At 48.6% G+C, this 25,956-nt stretch carries 25 protein-coding genes; 13 read left to right on the forward strand and 12 right to left on the reverse strand.

Going from position 1 to position 25,956, the window contains the following annotated elements; all coding sequences use genetic code 11:
- Nucleotides 1-136: 136 nt before the first annotated feature.
- Nucleotides 137-1,210, reverse strand: coding sequence for a PstS family phosphate ABC transporter substrate-binding protein (locus tag OXH18_RS20975; protein WP_268609412.1), 1,074 nt, complete (start codon nucleotides 1,208-1,210; stop codon nucleotides 137-139).
- A 338-nt stretch (nucleotides 1,211-1,548) separates the two neighbouring features.
- On the opposite strand from OXH18_RS20975, the gene OXH18_RS20980 reads away from it, so the two are divergent.
- The 3 genes from OXH18_RS20980 to OXH18_RS20990 all read left to right on the forward strand — a co-directional run bounded on the left by OXH18_RS20980 (nucleotide 1,549) and on the right by OXH18_RS20990 (nucleotide 4,657).
- A complete protein-coding gene (locus OXH18_RS20980; RefSeq protein WP_268609413.1) occupies nucleotides 1,549-2,568 on the forward strand; it encodes a PstS family phosphate ABC transporter substrate-binding protein in 1,020 nt (339 codons plus the stop codon).
- Between the two features lie 191 nt (nucleotides 2,569-2,759).
- The gene (locus OXH18_RS20985; protein WP_268609414.1) at nucleotides 2,760-3,608 is read left to right on the forward strand and encodes a hypothetical protein; all 849 of its coding nucleotides are present in this window, start codon (nucleotides 2,760-2,762) and stop codon (nucleotides 3,606-3,608) included.
- 278 nt (nucleotides 3,609-3,886) lie between these two features.
- Complete coding sequence (locus OXH18_RS20990; RefSeq protein ID WP_390904403.1) at nucleotides 3,887-4,657, forward strand: hypothetical protein; 771 nt, start codon at nucleotides 3,887-3,889, stop codon at nucleotides 4,655-4,657.
- Between the two features lie 46 nt (nucleotides 4,658-4,703).
- Here OXH18_RS20990 and OXH18_RS20995 read toward each other — a convergent pair whose 3' ends face one another.
- Both OXH18_RS20995 and OXH18_RS21000 read right to left on the reverse strand, forming a co-directional pair.
- Nucleotides 4,704-5,555, reverse strand: a complete 852-nt coding sequence (locus OXH18_RS20995; RefSeq protein ID WP_268609416.1) for a M56 family metallopeptidase — start codon at nucleotides 5,553-5,555, stop codon at nucleotides 4,704-4,706.
- Nucleotides 5,555-5,971: a BlaI/MecI/CopY family transcriptional regulator gene (locus OXH18_RS21000; RefSeq protein ID WP_268613227.1), complete on the reverse strand. Its 417-nt coding sequence runs from the start codon at nucleotides 5,969-5,971 to the stop codon at nucleotides 5,555-5,557. The genes OXH18_RS20995 and OXH18_RS21000 overlap by 1 nt, the downstream gene beginning before the upstream one ends.
- Before the next feature lie 216 nt (nucleotides 5,972-6,187).
- Between OXH18_RS21000 and OXH18_RS21005 the strand changes: the two genes are divergently transcribed.
- Entirely contained in the window at nucleotides 6,188-7,696 is a 1,509-nt protein-coding gene (locus tag OXH18_RS21005) for a cryptochrome/photolyase family protein (RefSeq protein WP_268609417.1), read from the forward strand.
- A gap of 354 nt (nucleotides 7,697-8,050) precedes the next feature.
- A complete protein-coding gene (locus tag OXH18_RS21010) occupies nucleotides 8,051-9,946 on the forward strand; it encodes an inositol monophosphatase family protein (protein ID WP_268609418.1) in 1,896 nt (631 codons plus the stop codon).
- 32 nt (nucleotides 9,947-9,978) lie between these two features.
- Here the strand turns inward: OXH18_RS21010 and OXH18_RS21015 are convergent, their stop codons facing one another.
- The gene (locus OXH18_RS21015) at nucleotides 9,979-10,854 is read right to left on the reverse strand and encodes a lipid kinase (RefSeq protein ID WP_268609419.1); all 876 of its coding nucleotides are present in this window, start codon (nucleotides 10,852-10,854) and stop codon (nucleotides 9,979-9,981) included.
- Nucleotides 10,855-11,070: 216 nt separating this feature from the next.
- On the opposite strand from OXH18_RS21015, the gene OXH18_RS21020 reads away from it, so the two are divergent.
- A complete protein-coding gene (locus OXH18_RS21020) occupies nucleotides 11,071-11,307 on the forward strand; it encodes a KTSC domain-containing protein (protein WP_268609420.1) in 237 nt (78 codons plus the stop codon).
- A 261-nt stretch (nucleotides 11,308-11,568) separates the two neighbouring features.
- Nucleotides 11,569-13,173 (forward strand): hypothetical protein, encoded by a 1,605-nt coding sequence (locus tag OXH18_RS21025; RefSeq protein WP_268609421.1) that lies wholly within the window; start codon nucleotides 11,569-11,571, stop codon nucleotides 13,171-13,173.
- 134 nt (nucleotides 13,174-13,307) lie between these two features.
- Here OXH18_RS21025 and OXH18_RS21030 read toward each other — a convergent pair whose 3' ends face one another.
- The gene (locus OXH18_RS21030; protein ID WP_268609422.1) at nucleotides 13,308-13,883 is read right to left on the reverse strand and encodes a Uma2 family endonuclease; all 576 of its coding nucleotides are present in this window, start codon (nucleotides 13,881-13,883) and stop codon (nucleotides 13,308-13,310) included.
- A 125-nt stretch (nucleotides 13,884-14,008) separates the two neighbouring features.
- Between OXH18_RS21030 and OXH18_RS21035 the strand changes: the two genes are divergently transcribed.
- The 3 genes from OXH18_RS21035 to OXH18_RS21045 all read left to right on the forward strand — a co-directional run bounded on the left by OXH18_RS21035 (nucleotide 14,009) and on the right by OXH18_RS21045 (nucleotide 15,593).
- Nucleotides 14,009-14,131 carry a hypothetical protein gene (locus OXH18_RS21035; protein WP_268609423.1) on the forward strand — a complete coding sequence of 41 codons (123 nt, stop codon included), beginning with the start codon at nucleotides 14,009-14,011 and terminating at the stop codon, nucleotides 14,129-14,131.
- Complete coding sequence (locus tag OXH18_RS21040) at nucleotides 14,121-14,471, forward strand: AMIN domain-containing protein (RefSeq protein ID WP_268609424.1); 351 nt, start codon at nucleotides 14,121-14,123, stop codon at nucleotides 14,469-14,471. Before OXH18_RS21035 ends, OXH18_RS21040 begins: the two co-directional genes overlap by 11 nt.
- A gap of 159 nt (nucleotides 14,472-14,630) precedes the next feature.
- Nucleotides 14,631-15,593, forward strand: coding sequence for a protochlorophyllide reductase (locus OXH18_RS21045; RefSeq protein ID WP_268609425.1), 963 nt, complete (start codon nucleotides 14,631-14,633; stop codon nucleotides 15,591-15,593).
- 69 nt (nucleotides 15,594-15,662) lie between these two features.
- Here the strand turns inward: OXH18_RS21045 and OXH18_RS21050 are convergent, their stop codons facing one another.
- On the reverse strand, nucleotides 15,663-16,490 hold the full coding sequence (locus OXH18_RS21050) for a PHP domain-containing protein (protein ID WP_268609426.1): 828 nt from the start codon (nucleotides 16,488-16,490) through the stop codon (nucleotides 15,663-15,665).
- An 89-nt stretch (nucleotides 16,491-16,579) separates the two neighbouring features.
- On the opposite strand from OXH18_RS21050, the gene OXH18_RS21055 reads away from it, so the two are divergent.
- Together OXH18_RS21055 and OXH18_RS21060 are read left to right on the forward strand one after the other, a co-directional pair.
- Nucleotides 16,580-17,203, forward strand: a complete 624-nt coding sequence (locus tag OXH18_RS21055) for a thiaminase II/PqqC family protein (protein WP_315874773.1) — start codon at nucleotides 16,580-16,582, stop codon at nucleotides 17,201-17,203.
- 612 nt (nucleotides 17,204-17,815) lie between these two features.
- Nucleotides 17,816-19,198 (forward strand): CHRD domain-containing protein, encoded by a 1,383-nt coding sequence (locus OXH18_RS21060; protein WP_268609428.1) that lies wholly within the window; start codon nucleotides 17,816-17,818, stop codon nucleotides 19,196-19,198.
- A gap of 115 nt (nucleotides 19,199-19,313) precedes the next feature.
- On the opposite strand, the gene OXH18_RS21065 is transcribed toward OXH18_RS21060, so the two are convergent.
- From OXH18_RS21065 to OXH18_RS21075, 3 genes are all read right to left on the reverse strand, one after another.
- Nucleotides 19,314-19,721, reverse strand: a complete 408-nt coding sequence (locus tag OXH18_RS21065; protein WP_268609429.1) for a hypothetical protein — start codon at nucleotides 19,719-19,721, stop codon at nucleotides 19,314-19,316.
- A 153-nt stretch (nucleotides 19,722-19,874) separates the two neighbouring features.
- Entirely contained in the window at nucleotides 19,875-21,044 is a 1,170-nt protein-coding gene (locus OXH18_RS21070) for a DNA topoisomerase IB (RefSeq protein WP_268609430.1), read from the reverse strand.
- Nucleotides 21,045-21,633: 589 nt separating this feature from the next.
- Complete coding sequence (locus OXH18_RS21075) at nucleotides 21,634-22,026, reverse strand: hypothetical protein (RefSeq protein WP_268609431.1); 393 nt, start codon at nucleotides 22,024-22,026, stop codon at nucleotides 21,634-21,636.
- A gap of 286 nt (nucleotides 22,027-22,312) precedes the next feature.
- On the opposite strand from OXH18_RS21075, the gene OXH18_RS21080 reads away from it, so the two are divergent.
- Nucleotides 22,313-23,116, forward strand: coding sequence for a hypothetical protein (locus tag OXH18_RS21080; protein WP_268609432.1), 804 nt, complete (start codon nucleotides 22,313-22,315; stop codon nucleotides 23,114-23,116).
- Nucleotides 23,117-23,236: 120 nt separating this feature from the next.
- On the opposite strand, the gene OXH18_RS21085 is transcribed toward OXH18_RS21080, so the two are convergent.
- The 3 genes from OXH18_RS21085 to OXH18_RS21095 all read right to left on the reverse strand — a co-directional run bounded on the left by OXH18_RS21085 (nucleotide 23,237) and on the right by OXH18_RS21095 (nucleotide 25,948).
- Nucleotides 23,237-23,671 carry a hypothetical protein gene (locus OXH18_RS21085; protein WP_268609433.1) on the reverse strand — a complete coding sequence of 145 codons (435 nt, stop codon included), beginning with the start codon at nucleotides 23,669-23,671 and terminating at the stop codon, nucleotides 23,237-23,239.
- Nucleotides 23,672-23,896: 225 nt separating this feature from the next.
- Nucleotides 23,897-24,334, reverse strand: coding sequence for a hypothetical protein (locus tag OXH18_RS21090; RefSeq protein ID WP_268609434.1), 438 nt, complete (start codon nucleotides 24,332-24,334; stop codon nucleotides 23,897-23,899).
- Nucleotides 24,335-24,475: 141 nt separating this feature from the next.
- Entirely contained in the window at nucleotides 24,476-25,948 is a 1,473-nt protein-coding gene (locus tag OXH18_RS21095) for an HlyD family type I secretion periplasmic adaptor subunit (protein ID WP_268609435.1), read from the reverse strand.
- Between the last annotated feature and the right edge of the window lie 8 nt (nucleotides 25,949-25,956).

Consider the following 25,956-nt stretch of genomic DNA (forward strand, 5'->3'; position numbering starts at 1 on the left):
GAGAAAACCCGCCAAGTACACCAAACAAATGATTTGCTGTAGAGGTATCTAACATAGACACCCCTACAGTGAGCTACATCAGGACTCAGCCAAGCGGAATAAAGAATATGGCTGTTTGCTGTTTGCAAACTTAGTCCTATTGCTCGGCGGCTAATAGATCGGATAACTTCGTGCCAACCGCAGATCCGCCTTCAAACACCGAGCCAGTTTTTCTATCTTCAATACGCTGCACTCGCAGTTCATTGATCTCGTTCGGCATCGGCACATAGCCCACTTCCTGGATCAAGTTGGCATTAGCTGGGTCCATTTGGAAGTCCACAAAGGCCCGCACAGCCGGATTGTCCAGCGACGTGGTCTTCACATAGATAAACTCCGGACGAGAGAGGGGCTGATAGGTTCCGTCGGCGATCGTCTGTTCGCTAGGAGCGACACAACCATCCCCTCCATCGATTTCTACCAGTTTTAACCGATCTTGGTTCTCCACATAGTAGGCATAGCCAAAGAATCCAAGTCCACCGGGATCAGCAGAAACACCCTGCACAATCACGTTGTCGTCTTCACTAGCCGTAAAGTCACCTCGGGTTCCATCTTCGCCCACAATGGCTTCCGCAAAGTAGTCATAGGTTCCAGAATCGGTTCCGGGGCCATAGAGTCCCAAGTTGAGGCTGGGGAAATCTGGGCGAATCTGATTCCAGTTGTTGATGGTGCCCTGAGCGGCAGGTTCCCACATCGTTTTCAGTTCGTCTACTGTTAAGCACTGAGCGAAGTCGTTCTCTGGATTAACTACCACCGAAAGACCGTCAAAGGCGATCGGAAGCTCTACAAACTCAACACCACCTGCTTCGCAGGCTTCAATCTCTTCCTGCTTAATGGGGCGAGAGGCATTGGAAATATCCGTTTCACCCGCGCAGAACTTCTTGAAACCACCGCCTGTGCCTGATACACCGACCGTGACCCGAACACCAGGATTCGCAGCCATGAACTCTTCCGCCATCGCTTCCGAAATGGGGAACACCGTGCTGGAACCATCTACTAGCACACTACCAGACACATCACCGCCACCCGCCGTGGTGCCACCTGCCGCTGCCGTGGTGTCGCCCGCAGGACTTTGAGTGGTCGTGGTGGTGGTGCCGCCACCGCAAGCGGCCACTAAACCAGCCGTCAAGAGAACGGCTCCAAATTGCTTAAGGGATTGATTCAGAAGCGACATAATCCTTTACGGGGTCTCCTGTTTATCGAAATCATTTGAATTAGCCTCCTGTGAGTTTATAACTTATTTGTAAAGGGAAGGTTAAGGACTCAATAAGACGGTATGAAAACTAACAAATCTGCGGCTTGTTTTATGCTGAGCAAAGCATAGTTTTTAAATTAACTAATGTTAATGGCGTTGAACTGAGAGTCCGAGGCTGGCGATCGCCACATCATAATCAAGTATTAATTTTTTCATAACCTTTGCTCGTTCTAGTTTTTAAAAAATCTTAATCTTAACCAGTTACGTTAACTCCTGACGCCTTGTTTATCTTTACTCAGCGTCGTGGAGTGTGATGCATGTTAAAGAATGCAGTGAAAGTTAAACCTGGTCGATTCCTGGTAGGAACCTTGGCCGCTACCGTGACTGTGATGGCAGCTTCGGTGTCTGCGGTGTTGTCTCAAGGCACTTCTGAAATTCAAATCGACGGTTCCAGCACGGTGTTTCCCATTTCAGAAGCGATGGCGGAAGAATTCCAGGCTGCGAATCCTGGTACACGAGTGACAGTGGGTGTATCGGGTACGGGAGGCGGTTTCAGCCGCTTTTGTGCCGGAGAGACAGCAATTTCCAATGCGTCTCGTCCCATCAAAGCCGAAGAAATTGCGGCGTGTGAAGCAGCAGGTATCGAATACATTGAGCTACCCATTGCCTACGATGCCCTAACGGTTGTAGTCAATCCCAACAACGATTGGGTGGACAGCCTCACGGTCGAGGAACTGAAGACGATGTGGGAACCCGCGGCTCAAGGAACCATCACAAGCTGGAGCCAAATCCGTGAAGGATTTCCTGATCAACCCATCAATCTCTATGGTCCTGGAACTGATTCTGGTACCTTCGATTACTTCACTGAAGCAATCGTGGGTAAATCGGGGGAGAGTCGGGCTGACTTTACAGCCAGTGAAGATGACAACGTTCTGGTTCAGGGTGTGGTCAGCGATGTCAATGCGCTGGGTTATTTTGGTCTTGCCTACTATGAGGCCAATGCAGGTCGGTTAAGGGCTGTTCCAATTGATGGTGGCGATGGCCCGGTTGCGCCAGAGCGGGCTAATGTTGAGAATGGCACCTATCAGCCCCTTTCTCGCCCTCTATTTATTTACGTTAATGCAGAGGCAGCACAGCGTCCTGAAGTTCAGCAGTTTGTGCAGTTTCATCTCCAGAATCCAGAGTTGGTGACTGAGGTCGGTTATGTTCCGTTGCCGTCTGAGGCGTATACCCTAGCCCAAGAGCGATTCAACGAAGGACGGACAGGTACCGTGTTTGCCAACCAAAACACGATCGGCGTTCAGATTGAGGACTTGTTGCGGCTCGAAGCTCAGTAGTTTGTATTCGCAATAACAGTCTGCGTTAGACGCTATTACATCCTGCATCTACCAATGCATGTTGCTTGGGGCGAACTATCCTCGCCCCATTATTGCTGACTGGTACAGATACTTCTAACTTTCCCATGCATCGCTTATCCAATCACTCACAAAAAACGGGATCTCCGCTTTGGAACATCTTGTACCGTCCGATGCTGGTTGCCTCACTGGCCCTGCATGGCTTAGTGTTACTTGTGCCTATTCCCTCTGAGCCAGAATCAGTTGCCGAAGAAGAACCTCCTGAGGAAGAAACGATCGATTTAGCCTCCCTCAATGCCTTAATTGAAAATCCCTCTGCTTTGCCTACGCCCACGCCCACGCCCACGCCAGAGGCGATCGTTCCCACTCCATCACCTGTTCCTGTTCCCACTCCAGCCGCCGTTATTCCTAGTCCCGTTCCCGTTCCCGTTCCCGTTCCCGTTCCCATTCCAGAACCCACACCTGAGATTACTCCAGAACCGACACCAGAAGTTTCCCCCGAACCAACACCAGCAGACCTATCGGTCACCCCTACCCCATCGGATGTGGCTCCCGGGCCAACCCAGCCGTTGCCAGAAGCGTTCCAAGGGCTGACACCAGAACAGTTGCAACAACTGCGAGATTTTTTGGCTCAACGTGAAGCGTTGGATGCAAGTGCCGCCGGAGCGATCGGGCAAACAGCCCGGGCTGCACAACAAGCTGAAATCAACTGTGCTTTATTTGCAGAACACGCGCCATTGTTTTTTGATGACTGTGGGGAAGCAACAGGCGAACCACAGCGAAAGCCAGGCATATTTACAATTGAAATTATCCTTCCCCAGCGGCGTAATCAGATCCTGGAATATTATCAAGAAACTTTTCCAAATTACACCTTTGAACCGATCGAAACGACCTATGCGAATGGAGAGGTGTATGCCATGAAGTTGGATGATAATCCAGTACTGTATCTAAATATTGTCTCAGTGGGGTTACGAGGCAGTACCAAAATTGCAGTATTTTGGTTAAATGATCCAACGACTTAGATCGACTTAGATCGATGTGCTTAACCGCATTTAACACGAGCATGTCCTGAATTCGCTCCCAAGTAGTGGTGACGGATGCTTCAAAGTCCATACTTGGTTCTACCATCGATCGCTCCTGATCGTAAAATGAAATCTCAATGGTTTTCTCTATCTAGCGTTGAAACGTTGAGTGATTGGCCGCGCTGTTTCACCCTCAGCCGAGGTTGATTCACCATAAAATTGCTTAAAGTTGCTCAATATCTCAACCCGAGACGACCACCTGTTGTTGAGGTGACATGATGCCGATTGCTGTAGAACCATCCCTAAGTTTAGAAGTTAAGCTGTTATCAGGGTTGTTTGCCGTTGGCTTAACGCTGGTGCATCTTTTCGCCGGACAACTCCAATTTCTGGAAACCCTGCCACGCAGTCGTTGGCTATCTTTGGCTAGTGGTATTTCAGTTGCCTATGTGTTCGTTCATGTTTTACCTGAATTAAATGCAGCCCAGCAAGGTTTCACTCTTCAACCAATTGGAGGGCTAGCTTTTCTAGAACATCATGTTTACCTACTGGCGTTGATAGGGTTGGTAGCATTTTATGGACTGGAACGATCGGCCAAGCTGTCCCAGCTACAAAATCGTCGGGCTGGTAAATCCGAAATGACTACAGTCAGTGTCTTCTGGATTCATATTGCCTCGTTTGCCATTTATAATGCATTGATTGGCTATCTTCTGGTTCACCGAGAAGAGCCAGAGTTCTTCAACCTAATGCTGTTTTTTATTGCAATGGCAATGCATTTCATTGTCAATGATTTTGGATTACGGGAGAACCATAAGTGGCCTTATGATCGAGTTGGCCGTTGGGTGCTGGCTGGCGCTGTGCTGATCGGTTGGGCGATCGGGACGCATCTGCGCATTCATCAAGTGCCTATGTCCATTCTATTTGCATTTCTGGCGGGGGGAATTGTCCTCAATATTCTCAAAGAAGAACTTCCAGAAGAACGAGAGAGCCGCTTTGGAGCGTTTGCGTTTGGAGCCGCCGCCTACACGATATTATTACTGCTAGCCGAATAACTGACTGAATGCTTCTCACATTAAAGTCCGAATTACACAGCACAAATTAGGTGTGAAATAACACGGTGAGTAGCGGTAAAAACGCGATCGACAACCCTATCCACGCATGATGAGGACAGCCAACCTCATCCTCTGGATCACTCAGTAGTGCGTCAATGCGCTCTTCTAGTCGATCGAGGGCTGGATCGGCTCCAAACGCAGCGCTGAAGGCTTGGGACGTTGTCAACGGGGCTTGCATCACTAGTAACAATGATTCGGCCAGTACCAACGGATCTACTTGCTGAGCAGCCCAGCGATCGGCCCGCAGTTCTCGTAACAGCAATAACTCTTGCCACAGGGCTTCTGTGCAGGGCAACCAGCCTGTAATCTGCCGCAGCCAGCCTAACCAAAAGAACCAGAACGTATCGCGATGGTAAGCATGGGCCTGTTCATGAGCCAAGACTGCTTGCAATTGTTCCGCCGTCAAACTATCCAACAATCCCTGGCTAATGACCAGTTGCGATCGCCACACCCCTATCTGCGCAGCAAATGGTAACGCCTGATTGATGACTCGTCCGCTCAAGCCGTTGATCTGACAGCGAGGATATCGCCGCAGATGCCAAGCCGATCGCCAGCCCAGCACGGCTAACCACAGCAGTTGCAAGAGGGAGGCTCCGGTAAACAGCACGGCTAACCAATAGCCAAACCAGCCAACGGGCAAGCCAAACATGGTGCCCTGTGTGCCCATCGCCAACACGGCTACAGACGTAGACAGCAACAGAAACGGTGGCAGAAGAAACAGCAGCAACGCCCGGGCCCATCGCTGAGAGTTGAGTCGCTCTGATGAGGTCACTGAACCTGTTAAGAGACGCACACCGTAAGCAAATCCGATCGCAAACAAAATCAGGCTGAAATGCATTATGGTGTCTCCCTGGCTTCGCGAACAGCTTTTAAGCGCTGAGCAATGGCTTCTAGTTTCTCAGCACTCGATCGATCTAACTCATCGGCAAAGGCTGCAATCACATCGGGATTCCCTACTGCCAAAAAGCGTCGTAGATGATCATGAGCGTGTAAAACCTTGGCTTCTTCCCGCGATACCAGTGCTCGCCATCGAAAGGCGCGATCGTGCTTGTCACACGCCAACCATCCCTTTTGGGTAAGACGACGCAACACCGTTGTTACGGATGCATATGCCAGTTCGCGATCGGGATCTGCCAAAATTCGATCGTGCACATCCTTCACAGTGACTGAACCTAGTGTCCAGACAATTTCTAGAATTTCCGATTCCAGCGGGCCTAATGAAAGCTGCTTTGGGGTGTGATGGGGCAACGCCATAGCGGACATTGAGCACTACATTGTCCAGTGTAGTGCAGGTTGTCGCCAATGTTGAAACTTGGTGCTTCAGGTCTACTACTTTGTCAATTTTAAGGTCAGTACATTTGGGTGCAGATGAGTTCCTGCTAGCAAATTTTGAGCAACCTACTTAGACTGTAGGTAGATGCGTTGAACCGCGCTGAATTATGCCTAAGGTGGGCTAGGATTAGGAGTGATATGACGGTTGGTGTATGGGTTTTAGGCGATCAACTATGGACAGAACAAGCTGCGCTGCAACCCTGTGCCGATCGCCCGTCGGCAACACCCGTGATTTTGATTGAATCGCTTCAGCATGTGCGCCACCGTCCCTACCATCAGCAAAAATTGGTACTGGTGTGGTCAGCCATGCGCCATTTTGCCGAAGAACTGCGCCAAGCTGAATGGCCGGTAACGTATGTAACCGCAGAGGATTTTGAAGCGCCACTACGACAGTGGATTCGGAACCAGGGTATCACCGATCTACGAATCATGCAACCCGCCGATCGCCCCTTTGCTCAGTTCATTCAGTCGCTGGAGTTACCTTGTAACCTAACGATTGTGCCCAATAACCACTTTCTCTGGTCGATTGATGACTTTCGGCAATGGGCCAAGGGGCGCAAAAACCTGTTGATGGAGTATTTTTATCGGGAAGGACGCCAGCGCTTTAATGTGTTGATGGCAGGCAAACACCCAATCGGTGGACGATGGAATTTTGATAAAGAGAACCGTCAACCCCTCAGGGGCAACCTGAAGCCGCCTACTCCGCACTGGTTTGCGCCAGATTCGATCACTCAAGCTGTGATCGAGCAGGTCAAAACAGGAGACTTTGCCACCTATGGACAAGCAGAACCGTTTCGCTGGGCTGTTACTCGATCGCAAGCGCTGCAAGTCTTAGAACACTTTATCGAGCATCGACTTGCTACCTTTGGCCCGTATCAGGATGCGATGGTGACGGATGAAGAAACCATGTGGCATGCGCTACTGTCGCCCTATCTTAATCTTGGTTTGCTGCATCCCCTAGAAGTGATTCGATCGGCTGAACGAGCTTACCACGAAAACAACTTGGCATTGAGCAGCGTAGAAGGCTTCATTCGCCAGGTTTTGGGCTGGCGCGAATATATGTACGGACTTTATCACTATGTAGACGAAAGCTATTTTCAGAAAAATTGGTTTCAACATACGCAATCTCTTCCTAGGTTCTTCTGGAATGCAAGCGAAATTGAGATGAATTGCTTACGCCAAACGCTATCCCAAGTAGAACGCATTGGTTATGCTCATCACATTCAACGCTTAATGATTTTAAGTAACTTTGCACTGATTTCTGGATTATCACCTCAGCAAGTAGAGAACTGGTTTCATGCTGCCTTTATTGACGGTTATGATTGGGTCATGCAAACGAATGTCATCGGTATGGGTTTGTTTGCCGATGGTGGTGTCGTTGGATCAAAGCCCTATGCTTCGTCTGCAAATTACATCAACAAAATGAGTGATTACTGCAAGCAGTGCCGCTACAATCCCACCGATCGCACTGGAGACACTGCCTGCCCATTTAACTTTTTCTATTGGGACTTTCTCGATCGCCATCGTCACGTGCTGCAATCGCAAGGACGCATGAGTTTTATTTTGAGAAACCTAGATAAATTCAGCGACACCGAATTGCAGGCGATTCGCCAAAAGGCGAGCGATTGGCATCAACAACATTTATAGAGTATGGGTTCTCTCTATCTCATTCTCAACTGTTTTGGAGTAGATTGAAGTATTCTACGATCGCCAACGGATTCATTCCACGTTAAATAATCTTTCCCTTTCCAGTTTGAGCAACCGTCTTGGCTATTCTTGCAACAGTTCATAGGCGCTGAATCAACCTGCCCACGTGGGGGCAAGAACAACTGCATGATGCTGAATAGCTTTTGGCGATTTCCTAAGAGTTTTCTAATCGTTCACTGAGAAACCTGAGAAAATAATCAAGTGGTTTACGAATAATTGGGCATAGGTCATTAGCGTCAAGTCTTTACCTATTGCCGATCGTCAGCACGAATTCACCATCACCACGCACCTGCCATGACCTCAATCCAGCCGTCTACCTTTTCCTATAATCAAGCCTTGGATGTTGCCATTGCAGCGGCTCAGGCAGCAGGAAGCCTACTACGATCGGCGTTTCATGGATTGGATAGCAGGGACAGCGGAGCAATCGCCATCGATGCGGAAGCCGAAGCGGTGATTCGCCAAATCCTGACCACGGCTTTTCCAAACTATGGCATTCGGGGTGAGGCGTTACGCCATCTCGATCGCACGTTTCAGGATCAGCAACAGCATCTCTGGCTGATTGATCCCAATAATGGCACAGCGTCTTTTCTGCGCGGCGAGCGGGGTGCGGCTGTCTCGATCGGACTGCTGCGGGCAACGGTTCCAGTGCTGGGGGTGGTCTATGCCTTTGCGGCTCCTGATGATGCGGGCGATCTGTTTGCATGGGCAGAGGGCTGTGGCGATCTGAAACGCAATGGTGTGGCAGTGCAGCGCTCACCCTGGGCTACATCTCTAGACCCAACCCATACCGTACTAATTTCTCAAGATGGCGATCGCAATTCCAAAGCCAATGCCAAACTGGTAGCTCCTGCTCGCTTTCGCACAGTCCCTAGTATTGCCTATCGCTTGGCATTGGTCGCTGCCGGAGAAGGAGAAGCGGCTGTTTCTCTCAGTGACCCGTGTGAGTGGGACTATGCAGGGGGTCATGCTTTGCTGCGATCGAGTGGCGGTGAGTTGTTTGATGCGTCAGGGCAACCCGTCACCTATGCGATCGATGGCCGCAGTGATAGCGGTGGTCGCTGTTTTGGCGGCTCGGTGTCCATTGCACCGCAATTGTCCCGCAAAAATTGGAGCATTGTGTTTCAGCCCTACAGTTACGACAATCCTTATCCCCTAGCCGTGCTGTCTCGCGGCGAAGCCATCTCGGAAGTGGGGCTATTGGCCCGGGCGCAAGGCTGTTTGCTGGGGCAATTGGTAGGAGATGCTCTCGGTAGTTTAGTCGAGTTTCAAACGGCCCAATCAATTCAGCGCCGCTATCCCCAAGGACTTGACAATCTGGAAGACAGTAGCATCTGGAATACCCTAGCCGGACAGTCAACCGACGATTCAGAGTTGGCGCTGATGCTAGCCCGAGCGCTAGTGCAAGCCGAATGCTTTGATCAGGCTGCCATTGCTGCGGCTTATGCCTACTGGTATCGATCGCCACCGTTTGACATTGGTAATACGACCCAGCAAGCTTTATCGGCTGCTGCGCAAGCCATCAGTCGGGGCAGCAACCCTGCCGAGTCCGCCATCCGAGCCGCTACATTGGATAGTGAAGCGAATGGTGCGCTGATGCGAATTAGCCCTCTGGGCATTTTTGGTCATGCCACCGATGAAGCCCAACTAGCAGAATGGGCACGCCTCGATGCACAACTAACCCATCCTCATCCGGTTTGTCAGGATGCCAATGCGGTGTTTGTGATTGCCATTCGCCATGCGTTGACGACGGGAGAAGCCCCAGCGGAGGTCTATCGCTATGCCAAAAGTTGGGCGGCTGAGTCCAATCTGCATCCCCATGTGCAGCAATGGCTAGCGGAGGCGGAAACTCAACCTCCGGCAGACTATATCGAACGCATGGGATGGGTGCACATTGCCTTACAAAATGCGTTTTATCAGTTATTACATGCCCCCTCTCTAGAGGCAGGGATTGTCACAACGGTGATGCAAGGCGGCGATACCGATACCAACGGCGCGATCGTCGGAGCTTTACTAGGAGCCGTTTATGGACGTGCTGCCATTCCTTGGCAGTGGCGCGATCGAGTGCTTACCTGTCGTCCTATTCAAAAACTGGCAGACGTGAAGCGCCCACGTCCCCAACCCTTCTGGCCGATCGATGCCCTGCAACTGGCTGAACAACTGTTGATTACCGGCAGGAAAGGAAGCCCCTGAAAGACGATAAAAGGAATAAACGACGGCTTAAGTTAGGGAACAAACACAGACAAGGCAGAGGGAACCACACGAAAATGGGCTGGTGTTTGGGCTGTAGATTCGCCATCGGTGTTGATGTCATAGGGCGTAAGGGTGCGGATTTCAACTTCCTGGCATTCAAACCCCTGAATCCACTCTGAATAATCACCATACTTGCCCGACCACAGCGCTGGTAAGGTGGGCACAAATTGCCACCAGTGCTCAATATTCAAGCTGCAAATGTGCAATCGTTGATCACAAACCGATGCATCCGGCGCGATCGTCAACCGTCCTCCCCAATAGCGCCCATTGGCCACCACAATTAGTACCGACCGCAATCGGTGAACCGTGCCCCCATCCAATCGCAATTCCGCCCAAAACGGCGGTGACTCTCGCAAAATCTGAAAACCCGTCATGCCATAGGCCAACACGCCCCAGCGATGTTTTGCTTCTCTAGAAAGTTTGCGGCTGATTTGTACCGTTAGCCCCAAGCTACCTGTATTGAAGAAATAGCGATTGTTGACCCAGCCTAGATCGATGCGTTGGCAGTTTCCCTGAATGATGACATCACAAGCTTCTGGTAACGTTAAGGGAATGCCAAGCGTCCGTGCCAGATCATTGGCCGTTCCCAATGGCAACACGCCCAATGGTAACTGCGTATCTAGCAACCCTTCAATTGCCCAGTTCAGCGTGCCATCACCCCCAGCCACAATCACTTGATCGACCTGATTGCGATGCTGCCGAATCGTGTCTGCTAAATCCCAAGATTGTTCAACCGCTTCAGGAACCACATCTACTCCAGACTGCTGCAATCGTTCGATCGCCTCAGCTAGATCAGCCCCTCCTCGTCGTGCATGACGATTCACTAACAGTAATGCCCGTTGAGCCACAGTGCTCTCCTCTCAGAGAAAATGTTAGAGAAATCTATCAACTATCTATTGATTATCGTTGCTTCTATCATCTTCGTGGGACGAGGACCTAATTGTGAACCATTGAATTAAAAATTCCAAACATTCCAACGGTTAGGCAGGATCGCTCCCTTCCCTACATGTAGTTAGTGATATAGAGACTTGCTCACTATAGTTATTTTTATTTCTTCTAACGCAATGCAACTGCAACCGGTTAATTCAGATCAAATTTATGCGATCGGGTATGATGCGGCGATCGAGCGCCTAGTAGTTGTGTTTCAAAACCATCGCATTTATCAATTTTTTGACGTTCCTGCAACGGTGTATCACGAGTTGCTGCGTGCTGGCTCTAAAGACCAGTACATACAGACTTCGGTAGTTGGTCAGTATCCCTATGCGCAATTGCTGCGGCGCAAGCGCAAACGACATCGGTAAGGGGCAGGTAATCGGGGGATGGGGGATGGGGAGATAGAAGAAAGAGATAGGGGAGTTAGGAAAGCTGAGTAGGATCGACTCCAACTGTCAGGGCATTTCGCAAAACGTCCTGACGAGATCCATCCAATCAGCAAGGCCTCAACCCTGTTTCTCCGGTATGGATGAACATTAAGAAAACTTTAGCCTTTGGCGTTTAGCTTGTACGATAGCAACGAGCCTCATTGGATTTACGTCAGGTTTATGTTAAGCGCTGGTGTTGCTATGCAAGTTGATAGACAAAAAGATCTGTTTGCCTACGAAGCCCTTGCCCAAATTCCCAAAATTCTGACGTTGCTCGATCGCAATCCCCACAGCCCCACCTATGGCTGTTTCGATCGCAACTTCTGGCATTACAAAATCATTGATTTTCCTAGCGGGATGGCGCAAGAATTTGTGCTGCCACTGGCGTTGGCCTACAGCACAAACGTGGCGAATAACCCATTTTATCGACAGCCGATTATCAAGCAATGGGTTGAAGCTGGGATTGTCTATGCAGCAAACAGTGCGCATTCCGATGGCTCGTGCGATGATTATTTTCCCTATGAACGGGCAGCCGGGGCAGCGGCATTTTCGCTGCTGGCAGGAATTGAAAGCTACTTGCGGTTGGGATTAAGTAACCCTATTGTGCTGGAGTTCTTTACCAAGCGAGCCGACTGGTTGGCTGAGCACCAAGAAAGTGGACAGTTGACCAATCACCAAGCGTTGATTGTGCTGTGTCTAGAGTTGCTGTCACGGTTGTTGCAAACCGATCGCTGGAATCGCGCCAAAGTTCAACGGTTAGAATTGGTGCATGCTTGGCAAAACGAAGAGGGCTGGTTTCAGGAATACGAAGGCTGCGATCCGGGCTATCACACGCTAACGATTGCGTGCCTCGCTCGAATTTATAAGCTCAATCCCAATCCTCGCTTACAAGAAGCGCTGATCAAAGCTGTAGAATTAGCCGATCAGTTTGTGCATCCCGATGGATCATTTGGGGGAGAATACACCAGTCGCAATACCTACAATTTCTTTCCGCACGGGTTTGAACTGGTGGGGCGCTGGATGCCAGAGGCGCTGGCGATCAACGATCGTTTCTTGCAAGGATTGGCAACGGGTAAGGCTCCCTGTTATGCCGATGATCACATCATTGGGCATCATACGTGGAATTATCTGCTCGCCTGGCACGATTTTGTAGACGATCGACCTGAGCTTCGGCCCCGTACCAACGAGCGGATTTGGTTAAAACAAGCCAAGCTGTTGATTGATCGACGGGATGGTACAGAACTTTATTTAGCCTTAAACAAAGGCGGTGTCTTCAAGCTGTTTCGTGATGGTGAATTGATCGCCTCCGATACCCAATTTTCGCTTCAGGTGCAGGAGGGCGGCAAACTCAGAAATGCAGTGGGACACTTGATTAGTGACTATACCGTTGAGGTAGAACCCAACGATATCTTAATTCGCGGGCAGTTGGGTTGGGCGAAACAAAAACAAATGACGCCTCAAAATTTAATGATTCTGCGTGTAGTGATGCTGACGATCGGGCGGTTTTTCCCAAATCTCATTCGCAAAACGCTACAAAAGATTTTGATTGTTGGAAAAAATGATGCACCGTTTCAGTTCAGCCGCCAGTTGCACTGGAGAAATGGACGCTGGATTGTCACTGATGAACTAAAAGCCAATGATTGGAAACATGTGATTTCAGCTGGCATTGGCTGCGATCAAACCTCCATTTATGTGGTGATGAGCCGCACGTTTCAAGCCGGTCAACTACAACCTTGGATTGATTTAACGAAAACGGTAAAGCAGTTGCGTGCTGGGGAGTCATTGCAAGTAGAACGAGAACTGTAGCATAGGAAATTCCAAAGGGATTTCGTCAGGTTTTAGTGAGTATTTAGCCGAGCACCGCAGGTATCGGCAGATTCCTTGTTGAGGAGACAGGCAGGAAGTTGATGATGCCTACAGATTGAACAAATCTGCTCTGATTAAGCCCGTGACGCAAACAGACGGGTAACTTCGCAAGCAAAACCAGGCAATAGGGGAGACGTAATCACATCCTCAACCAGCAGGGTCGCTACTAACATCAATTGGGCCTGATTACGACGATAAATTTCAACTCGCTGAGACAGGCGATCGACAATCCAATATTCTCGAACTCCTTGCACTGAATAGAGTTTTAGTTTGGCAGAGCGGTCTCGATTTTCATTTACTTTTCCGGGAGATAGCACTTCTACAACCAGTTCAGGCGCACCGCAAAAATGCCCTGCCTCATCTTGAATTTGCACCAGTCGCTCATAGCTGACCCACACAACATCAGGAACTACATTGTCTGAGTCTGAAAAAATCAAACCAGGCATGATGGAAGCTTCTCCTAAGCCGCTGCTGAGTGACCATTCATCCAGAACTGCAAAAAGTCGTCCAGTGACTTGCTGGTGTTTATGGTGAGGCGATCGCGTCACGAACAACTCTCCATCAATGATTTCGTAGCGAATCCACTCGTTGTCGGGTAACGCTTCCACATCTTGAATTGTCCAGCGAACACCACCTGTGGGTTGGCTCATCAGCGTGCTTACATGACAAGGCTATTTCAATTGTAGAAAAGGCAAGGAAAAAGGGAAATCCGTCCGTGGTGGAGAGGCTGCATTCACCCCCTGCCACCACGGTGGATGAGTAGAAGCAGCAAATTGTGCAGGCGATCGTGCAGGTGACAGAGGTGCAGGTTAACCTCACAGAAACTGGAGTCGAAGTCATTCTGGAAACCGCAGAGGGGCAACTGGCTAGTCCTGTGACTGACTTCTGTGGTCGGTAATGCGCTGATTGCGGATATTCCCAATGCGGTGTTGGCATTGCCGGAGGGTGAAGAGTTTCAGGCGGCAAGTCCAGCCGAGGGGATTGCGCTCGTGGCAGTCACATCGAGAGCCGATGGAGTTCGAGTAGCGATTACGGGGACAGAACGGAGATTCTCCCCACGGGTTCACGGTTGCCAAACCCTATCCACCCCCATTACCCAATTGATTCTGTTTAGGGGCGGTTTGCGAACTGTTCCTGCGAAATTCCCCTTCGATCGCTTATTCCCAATTACTTATTGCCCATTCCCAATTCCACATTACAATTCGATATCCATCTATCAACTTTTCTCAATTCTGTGAATGGAAAGATCAAAAAGATTGAATATTAAAAATGGTTGTGATTGGCTCCATTTCCCAATATTCTGATAACCGAGAGCACCTTTCATGACTGCGTTTGCGGCTCGTGCGAGGTAGGAATTATAGAGCACAGTTAGCAGCTATCAACGAAGATTTAACAAAATGGTACACGATCAAAAACCGACGGTTATCATCACAGGCACCTCTTCTGGAGTTGGTTTATATGCCTCCAAATCCTTTGTCGATCGCGGCTGGTATGTGGTTATGGCCTGTCGTGATATTCCCAAAACTGAAGCAGCCGCACAATCTTTAGGAATTGCGAAAGAAAATTACACAATTTTGCCGATCGATTTGGCGTCGTTGGAGAGTGTTCGGAACTTTGTCAAAGATTTCAGAGCGATCGGCAGACCGTTGACGGCATTAGTCTGTAATGCTGCAATCTACATGCCACTGCTAAAAGAACCACTGCGTAGCCCGGAAGGCTACGAGCTAACTATGGCCACTAATCATCTTGGCCATTTCCTGTTGTGCAACTTGTTGTTGGAAGATCTAAAAAATTCACCTGCTCCTGACAAACGGCTCGTAATTTTGGGAACCGTAACGCACAATCCGGATGAGCTTGGTGGAAAAATTCCGCCCCGTCCCGACTTGGGCAACCTGGAAGGATTTGCGGCTGGGTTTAAAGCACCTGTTTCTATGATTGATGGTAAGAAGTTTGAGCCAGTCAAAGCTTATAAAGACAGTAAAGTGTGCAACGTGCTAACCATGCGAGAGTTACACCGGCGCTATCACGAATCCACTGGCATCACCTTCACCTCGCTCTACCCCGGCTGCGTCGCCGAAACTCCCCTATTTCGCAATCACTATCCGCTGTTTCAGAAACTATTTCCGCTGTTTCAGAAGTACATTACGGGCGGCTATGTGTCACAGGAACTGGCGGGCGATCGGGTAGCAGCCGTAGTCATCGAACAACCCTATAGGCAATCAGGAGCCTATTGGAGTTGGGGCAATCGCCAAAAGAAAGACCGAAAATCCTTTGTGCAACAAGTGTCACCCCAAGCGCGAGATGATGCCAAAGCAGAACGGTTATGGGAACTAAGTGAGAAATTGGTTGGACTGGCGTAAGGAAAGGATGAGGAATGAAAAATGGAAGTCGATGTAGAAGTTTGACTCATCGACTCATTAACTCATTCCTCATTGACTCAACCCAATAGACGCTTGCTTGAGCGGAGTTAACAATTCAGTTGATAGATGCAGGTGATTTAATTCAGTATGGCGATCGTCCGTTTTACCAAGAGCCGGGCCATGATAGTCACTGCCGCCTGTTTTCAAGAGACCATACTGTTGACACAAGGCTTCTAGAGTTTGAGTTTGCGCGATCGTATGGCTGGGATGATAAACCTCCAACCCCATCAGCCCAGCAGCAACAAAGTCTGGCAGCAATGTTTCCACCTGTCCACCACAAAATAGATAGGGGTGGGCCCACACGGGCACGGCTGTACAATCGCGCAGTAGTTTAATCCCTTCAAATACTGAGAATTTTTCATATTCTACGTAAGCTGGTTTACCTTCCCCCAGCCAACGATCGAACGCCTCTTGAGGCGATTGTATATATCCGGCTTTAACCAGAGCATTCGCGATATGAGGGCGTCCTGGAACCATGGTTCCGCGCATAGACAATTCAACCGGATAGCCTAGATCTGCCAGCCGATCGACCATCTTCTGGGCACGGCGAAAGCGACCGGCAATCCGTTCCTGTAGCGGTGGTTGCAACCGATCGCGATTGGGATAAAAGCCCAAAAGATGCAGCGATCGACCGTTATGAACGGTGCTAAGCTCTAGTCCGGGGACGATTTCAATATCATATGGTTTGGCCGCAGTTATTGCCTCGTTCCAGCCAGAGAGCGTATCGTGATCCGTAATTGCCAACACCTTGACACCCGCAGCCAAGGCAGCTGATACCAGTTCCGTCGGGGTCAGGGTTCCGTCTGAGTGGGTGGTATGACAATGAAGCTCTAACATTAGGATCTCGTAGGAGGGTTACTGTTTATGTTAAATTCACCAAGGCGATCATTACCATGTTTACTAGCCTATTTATTCGTCTGGGTTCTATGTCTCTCACCTGCCAACAGCTTTTAACCACTCACCCTCACCTGTGGGAAGACGCTACGGCGCATCCTTTCCTCACGCAATGTCAGACAGGTGAAATTGCAGCCAATCAGTTCAATACCTGGTTAGTACAAGATTATTGGTTTGTGGTGGACTTCACGCGATTCACTGGACGAGTGTTGGCAGCAGCCCCAGTACAGCATTTTGAAGTGCTGTTGGCAGCGTTTGGCACATTGAAAGAAGAACTGAAGTGGTTCCAAGCGAAAGCCACTGAGCGCCAGCTAAATTTAAACACACCGCAACATCCGACTTGCATTGAGTACTGCGATTATATGGCGGGGTTAGTGGCAGACCCCTATGCTGTACAAGCCGTAGCCTATTGGGCGATCGAGTGTGCCTATAATCAGGGTTGGCAGCGACCGGGGCCCATGTCCGAACCCTACTCTGAGTTTGCCGATCGCTGGGGCAATGCTGGCTTTACTGCCTATGTCAAACAATTAGAACAGCAAGCAGATGACGCGCTGCGATCTGCTTCAGAAGAAGTGCAACAGCAGGCAGAACGAGCATTTCTAGAAGTTGCTCGGCTTGAAAAAAAGTTCTGGCAAATGGCCTTTAGCGCTGAGTAAGAAGAACTCGTGATTGGTATCACGCCATATTTGAACAAATTTGCTTCAATCTAATTAGAACTATGTTGAGAGAGGTTCCAATTAATGGATTGTTCAGTTCGATCGATTTCCTCGGTAAGTCTATTCAACTAAGTCAATCTAACTATTGTTGCCTTTCCATTTAGTTTGCTATACTTTGGGACGTGCGAAAGTGATGAATTGAGTCAACCATTTCCAAGTTCTTAAACAGCAATTTTGTTTAGTTCCCAAGCTGTTTTAGTGATTGATTACTTGGCTTTCGCGTTTGCATTTGCCCAGCTAGAATTTTCAGTTCTCAGTCAATGCTTTCATTTAATTAGATAGGCTTGCTATCGTAGTACATGGGCTAGGTATCGTTGTGCTACAAGAACTTGGCTGCGATCGTTCATGCGACCAAAAACCATAAATGAAACCATAGTTGCATGAGAACTGTCAATTCCAACTAACCATCTAGTGCTTAATTTGGCACTTACTAGATACCGTTGTTTTGCATTTACCATTCATCAGTTAATGCCAGGATTAAATCTAATAAGGATTGAATTATTTGTCATTATTCATCCTCCTGGTAATGTTTTCTAATTCTGAGGAGCAATCATGGAAGAGCAAAACTTCAACACTGACAATGAAAAGCGTGATCTTGTCGATGCAGATGCAGCCGTAGATACATCAGTGATTGAGGCGTCTAAGACGGAATCTACTGGTACTTCTGTGCAAAAATCTGATTTCGAAGCCGCGCTGGACGCATCCCTGGCAGACGATGACCACAATCATGCCAAACCTGAAGATCACAATCACGCTAAACCTGAAGGGGCCGGAAATCCTGCCAATCACACATCGTTGGGCGATGTAACCGTGATTAGAACCCTTAATGCAGCGAATATTAAAGCTGATACGTCCCTGCGTGACAATCTGGGAAGACGGGGCGATTTGATGATGCCAGGTAGCGGTAAAAACACCGTCATTGGCTCTGGCGACTCTGACATCATCGTAGGAATTGGAGGTGGTTTTAATACCATTACAACGGGTACTGGCAGCGACACGATCGTATTGGGGGCTGAAACCACCAATCGAGTGTTTGACTTTGATCCAAGTAAAGACAAATTGGCGATCTACAGTGATCTCGACCCGAACAACATTGTGATTGCGCAAGGGAAGAATCCGGGGAAAGGTGGTATCGATCAGCCCCTTGATTCGGTCAATAATGCCCTTGTCATTGACAAATCCTCAGGTCACATTTTGGCTTCTCTGACCTTTACCCAAGCCTCCGCTATTAACGATAACGCTATCAGTAAGATCGATGAGGCAGCCTTGGCTAGCCTTGACTCGGTTCGGTTCAATGTGCAAGAAGGCAGCGGTAAATTAACTGGAACTCGGCGCAGCGATAAATTGGTGGGTGGTGCTGGTGACGATTTCCTTTACGTGGGTGACAACGGCTTCCGCATAGTCAATGCTCGTGGCGATGGCCCAGGCGAGTTCCCCTTCCCCAATGATAGCCCTGGAACCACCAATCTTCGGGCCGATTTGAAGGGCGGTGTATTGCGCATCAACGGCAACTACCGTAACTTTGATGGCGCACCGTTGTTTAGCCAAGGCGAGACGGCGATCGACGAGAAAGCGGTGATTCTGAACGGTTCCGATCCACAAGCGCTGATCAACGGGTTCCTGCAAGTTCCCCAAGACTCTGAAGGCAACCCCATCTCTGGAACTCACCTACACTTCAGCCCTGCTGGAGACAGCCGTGGTAACTTTGCCGATGCCACCGTAGAACGGTACCTTACCAACACTCCTCTCAACAAAAAAGCTGGCCGAATCTCTGGAGAATTTGAACTCTCACCGGAGGAACAAGCTGCTTTCTTGGCAGGCAATTTCTACATCAACCTGCACACCAATGTAGACATCGATAAAGACGGGAAAGGAGGCTTCCCAACGGGTGAAAATCGCGTTAACTTAAACCAAAACGTGATCAAGTTTGCATAACGATGCAACGTTAAGAGGGTGCTTCTGAGCAAAACAAACCTGATGACCAACCGCCTGTTGAGAGGAATTTCAACAGGCCTTTCTTCATGTGTTTATTGTATTAAACTGGGCTGAATTAATTTTGAATTTGATCAAGCACCTGTTTGTCTGGAGGAGTCAGTGATTCGGCGTCAGGAGTCTGATCAGCCCGTTCAGATAAATCTTTCAGTTTATGGCTAGCCGTTTCTCGCGCCTTTTGAATTACTTGATTGCGCTTATCGGTTTTTCCAATGATGCGCTTAGTTGTGTCAAGTCCTTCAAAAATTTGCTCTGATGCTTCATCAGCTTTGGCAGACGCTCGATCGACGTCAATAGAGTTTGGATCAGGTACTTGTGCACTCGATTCATAGGTGGCGACGATCGGTGTTCCAGGACTCAACTCAGTCGTTACCCTGAGCGGTGATAAGAGTCCAATGCACAAAAGAACCTGAGCAATGCCAATTGTGACAATACGCAGAATATTTTTAGAGTCAATTAATATCATTCTAGAGTTCTCCATTGTAGTTTTTGTCATTCTTAAGGCTTGTGCCTTAAGAATATCTCTAATGTGTCTGATTATTCCTCGTTCCTCTGGCAAGTTTGTCCTTTCTTACAAGCAGACGATTGAGTTGCTTTCCAACCGCCACGCCATTGCAGACTAACTGGCGACTTTCTGTTCCTGCAACGATAACTGTTCGTGCATCAACCGTTGTTCAAGGACGGCCACAACTGCTAACTCTTCAGGGCGCAAACCATGCATCTCCTGAACGTTTGTCTGCAAGTGTACCTCCATGATCTGATGCAAGGTTTCATTTAGATAGCAATCAAGAATAGCGGGATGCACATAGTACTTGCGGCAAGTTGCCGGGCGATTGCCCAAATGCGCTGCCACTGCTTTAATTGCTTGCGTAATGTTTTTCTTGGCAGCGGTTTGGGAGGTAAAAGATCCGACCTGCATTAGATGGGAAGCAACTAGAACCGTTCCTGCCCAGGTGCGGAAGTCTTTGGCGGTAAAATCTTCTCCAGTCATTTCGCGCAGATATTCATTGACATCCGCGGAACCGATCGTCTGATAGCTGCCATCTTCATCCACATACTGAAACAAATCTTGACCTGGAATCTCTTGGCATTGCTTAACAATTCTGGCCAACCGTCGATCGGTGAGCTTCATATCATGCTCCACTCCGCTCTTGCCACGAAAGGAAAAACGAATTGTTGAGCCTGAAATTGCCACATGGTCATCTTGCAGCGTTGTCAAACCATAGGATTGATTAGTACGGGCATACTCTTCATTGCCAACTCGAATGCGAGTTAACTCCATGATTTGCACCACTGCCGCTAGCACTTTTCGTTTTGGCAATCCCCGTAGTGCTAGGTCTTGTGCCAATTGTTGGCGAATCGTAGGCAACGATTGGCTAAAAATTAGCAGACGCGTAAATTTGGTTTGGTCGCGCACCGTTCGCCACAGTGGGTGATAGCGATATTGCTTACGTCCCTTGGCGTCCCGTCCCGTTGCTTGCAAGTGCCCATTTGGCAAGGGACAGATCCAAACATCTCGATAAGCAGGAGGAATAGCTAAGGCGTTAATCCGCTGAATTTCTTCGGGATCACGGATTCGTTTTCCATTCACATCGATGTAAATAAAGCTTTTACCACGTCGTTGTCGTTGAATGCCCGGTTTATCGTCGGTCACATAGCGTAGACCTGCTGCCTTCGCTGCTTCTACCGGATCAGAGACGATGACCGATCGAATGTGCTGATGCAAGCGTGTCTGTCGTCCTCGATGCCGATGTTGACGCTTGTGTGGCCGATACCCTTTTCGCCGCATAACCCGATCCCACCGTTGTGAATAATCGCCTAGCAAAACTCTAGCGAATTCACATCATTGACAAATCTATAAAACAGGATAGTCACAAAGACGTAGACGAAAAGTGCAACAATGGCGCAAAACCTCTAGCAAATTTACCGGAATTTTATAAATGTGCCTGTATGTATAAATTAGTTATACATAGGAAATACCAACTATGCTGACTTACCTGCTTGGGACTAGTTTCACAACTGCAATCCTATTGAATGCATTGCTAAGGGACAACTCTATTTCCAAATCAGATGTCCGCTCCTGGTTGGTGCTTGGAATTGCCAGTTTGCTGTGGTTCATCACAATTCCCTGTATTCTTCGCAAAAAGTTTGCCACTATCAAAGTGTTGCCAGTCTCCCTTTGAAGCGATCGCCCTTCGTGATCGGGAGTGGGTAATCGCTGATCGGTTGCTCGATCACGAACGCCGTTTCAATCCCTAATCCCCAGCCACCCCCCATCCCCAACTTTCAATAAACCAAAAGCCCTAAGCACTTGGCCTAGGGCTTAGTGTGGCATTGATGGAATCCTGGCGATTGCGATCGGCTTCAAGGAACTCCTCTTAAGCAGCGTGCCGACAGTGAACCGTCGATTTTGTCGCGTGCGATGGAGCTACGATCGGGCTTTCGCATTTCAGGTTCTCATGCTGAAGTTGTTGCAGTGCCGCAATCATCTCTGCTTTCTTGAGGTGCTTATTCTTGCCGTGGGCGTTCCTCCATTTAATGCCGGCCTTCTGGCATTGCTGCCGCAGTTGCTCAGTCGGGGTTGGCTTTCGCTTCGGCGGCTGCGGAGGGGGATTTTCGCTGGACAACTCCTGAATAGAATCTGAACGATGCGATCGACCACGACTCGACTGATTTAGGCGGCGTTGGGCATAGAGGGCAAACGAACTTGCAACATATCCAGCTCCAAACAATTCAACAACAACTGTTGCTTGCGTAAATAATAATTCCATTGTCAAAAAACTCCTTGACGTGATTAGGAAGTGTCCCACGCATCCCAGGGCGAGGGAATGTAGCGAAGGCTGGGATGTGAAGCGGAACGTGGGAAATCCATTTGCTGAAACTAGCAATTTGGTTGGCGACATTCTAGAAGATATTCAGGAGTTTGGAACAGTAGTTTTTGCAATCTACGCAATAATTTACATTTTGATTCGCTGCGGCTGGTCTGTGGCAAGATAAACTCGGCCACCCCAAAATTTAATTGCGCCGCAGGGCGTCTACCCAAGGAGTAAATTGTTTATGACATCAATGACATCGAGAACATCAACCGTCTTGTTGAATCGATCGACTTGGACAACCATTGATGGTGAACCTGCCGTGGCTCTGGAGCACATGCCAGACAGTTGGCAACGGATCGCGCAAGCAACCTGGATGACAGAACCAGGCGTTTACACAGCAATGGCTCAAGTGTTTCTGGCTAAAAATCTCGGTGGCCATATTCTGTTTTTGGAGCGATCGGACACACAGCACTTGCGAGAAGCCTATTGTACAGGCAACGGCAAACTGGCCTGGGAAGCGGTATATCACTATGGCGAGATGTTTCTGCCCGAAAATTATCCGGATTTATCGCAACTTCGTCATGAGGTTCAGTGTCATCCAATGCAACAAACTGAGCGAATCGCCTTGGTGAACATTGTCAGCGATTTGTTTGATGCACTGGGATATGATGTGCCAGCTACTTTCTACTGGACGTTTTTACATCCTTTGCAGCGATCGGATGTATTTGAAGTGCGATCATTTCGATTTAGTGAGCAAGATTTGGGAATTGCCCGCCAGTTTGACGCCATTTTACATGGTGGTTATGTATCAATGCTGCGGCGATTGATTGATAGCATTTCCAGTCGCCACGGTTTCTTTATTGAACATGGCTGTGGCTGCGAGAATCATTTAGCCAAACTCAAGCCCTGTGACTCGTCGTTTGATTACCGCTTGCCTCCCGAGATGCGATCGAAAACGCTACGGGCTTTCTTCTGGAGCATTCTAGAAGAATATATGCTGTTTGAGCAGCGATCGGCGACTCGCTTAGTGTATAAAAGTGTATAAATCTGAGTAGAATCATCGGGATTCTTCATCCGTTTGAACTGTTCGGATCAGGTATGGAGATCAAGAGCGCACCAGTAGCCGATACGCTAGACTCCATACCTTGGATTCAAGCTGAACAGTTTAGGGATGGGCGATACAACCTATCGGGTTGACATCACCCTCATTGCAGTAAATTTGCCACGGGCCGCTATTGCGATGCAGCAGTGAACCCCGATCGCTGACGCAAATCGCAACTGAGGCATCTTCGCTAGGGCCACGAAATAGAGTTGCGCTTTCTTGTTGACCTCCTAAACTGTATTGGGCACAAGCGATTGATTGTTCAACAAAAATAAATGTTTTCTGTACTGAATCGCAGAAGGACTGAATCTCTAAAAGTTGTTGGCGAATCTCATTGAGGCGATCGGCTGGAGATAATTTTTGGGCTGCTTGAAGTGCTTCTTGGATTCGGTGTCGTAGCTCTTTCTGAATGATCTCACGCTGATCTGTTGGCTTCCATTGATTGTTTTGATAACTGGATTGCTGTTGAATTAACTTTGTAGTTGCCGCGTATCTCATCAGACATTGTTCCTTCACTGAAATACTCATTGGAGGAGATGTCCCTGATTCTTAGACTGATTCTTAGATTGCTTCTTGGGTTTTTCTTAGACCAATTCTCTATTCGGTTGTACCGGATGCTGACCCTCCCAACCTCCCTTTGCCAAGGGGAGGAGTCATCGGCGGTGGGGTGAATGCGATACCGCATGACAACGAATGGAGATTAGACCAATTGAACAAATTATTTTAGGGAGTCACCGTTACTGGAAACTTCAATTCAAAGGCTTCAAAACTGCCATCACTTGGCTCGGCTGTCAAAACTAACGTATACGTTCCAGGATCTGGAAACGTCAGAGAGGTTGCTAGCATCATTTGTCCATCCACTGACCTTTCCTCAAGCGAAATGTGATGAGCAATGCGCCGATCGCTAGCATCATAAATGGCTAGACGACAAGCACAGGATGATGGGGCAATTTCACTACCATCTGGATTCATTAACATCACCCACGTCAAACTGGGAGTACCAGCTTGTGGCGTGTCGTTAGGTTCCAAATGTACCATTGCTTCAACGGATTCTGTCGCACTCATTTGTTGATGCGCGATCGACGGTGTAGCGCTTCCTAATAATACTGGTAGTCCCAAGAGGGCAGAAAAAACGATTGGAACAATCATAGGTTTCATCATGGTTCAAACAATAGTGAGTTGAGTTTCAGAGTATGGATTTGATTCAGAGTAATGGGTCGTGGGTAATGGGTCGTGGGTTATTAAATCACCAATTACCAATTACCAATTCTGCACACCAGAATGAGCAGTACGAGTTCACGCTTAGCGAACAGACTGCATACTATCAAATGCCTTGATCAGTTCCTCCGCAACATAACTAATAGGAGCACGTTCCCGCACTTGAATGTTTGCTGCTAGACTCATCCCCGGCATTAAGGTGAATCGCTCGTTCCCGCGTTCTAAGAATTGCTGATCTAAGCGCACCTCGACCGGAAAAACGGTTGGTGCACCGGGTTGATTACTAAGGGCTATGGCTTCGCTGCCCACCTTGGTGACGACCCCGGTTACGGCTCCATACTCAGTAAACGGATAGGCATCAATGCGCACATCGACAGGCATTCCAACGCGAATATTGGCGACATCAGCATTGGCAACTTGAACGCGCACAATCAGCGATTCATTTGGCACAACTTGCAGCAAGGTTTGTCCCGGTTGAGCCACCGCACCTGGCAACTTCGGACCCAGTTCAAATACAATTCCATCAGCAGGCGCATAAAGGTCTTGATTCTTCAGATCTAGTTGAACTTGATTCAGTTGAGAATTGACCTCGACCAGTTGTTGTTGATTGTTGCGAATGGTGGCATCAAATTCTGCATCGATCGCCGTTAACTGACGCTGTAGGTCTTGATAGATTTGTGTCATCGCTTGTCGGCTTTCCACCTGTGCCCGAGCTTGGCTAAGTTGCAACTCCTGTCGTTGCAAACGATTTTGATTCAGTTGGCTTTGAAGGGTATTGACACCGATCGCCCGTTGCAAGAAATTAGCCCGCGAGATTGCCCCCTCTTCCAGCAAGGGTTGAAACTGATCTAACAGTTCTTGCTGCACCTGTAACTCAAATTCTGATCCTGCTAATTGAGCATCTGTACCTGCAATTTGAGTTTGCAACACCGATTCCTGCAACTGACTTGCCGCTATCCGATCTTGCATCTGCTGCTGAAATAATCTGAACCGCTGCTGTTGCTCAGGCGAGAGAGCATTGGGATCACCTGATAGTTGTGCTACTAGTAACAAACGATTCTGAACTCGATTCATCAGTTCAGGTGGAATCGATACACCGCTTTGTTCCACCATCGACATCGGTGCACCCTGCCGCGCTAATCGCAATACCGCAATTTCTTTCACAAGCTGTTCTTGCTGAAGTAACAATGTTTTTAATTGGTTTTGCAATGATGTTTTATCTAGTTGCATCAACAACTGCCCATGTTGAACTTCTTCTCCTTCTTCAACATGCACTGCTGTTACCACACCCCCCACCTTTGACTGCACTGCTTGCGACTGTGACAGAGGTTCCAATTTTCCTCGCGCCGTTACCACTACATCTACTCGCGCAAAAATTGACCACCCTGCCCCTATAGTGACACCAATCAAGATCACTTGCGTCAGTCGTTTTGTCCAAACCGCTGGTTGAGGCAAGCTCAACGCACCTGCATTCAGATCATCTTCAACTTGATCGAGCGTGGTTTGATAATGATTTCGCAACAAACTCAATGGGTTTAACCAATGACGTAAACGCATAAAACCTC

The organism is Thermocoleostomius sinensis A174, assembly GCF_026802175.1.
Classification (GTDB): Bacteria; Cyanobacteriota; Cyanobacteriia; order Elainellales; family Elainellaceae; genus Thermocoleostomius; species Thermocoleostomius sinensis.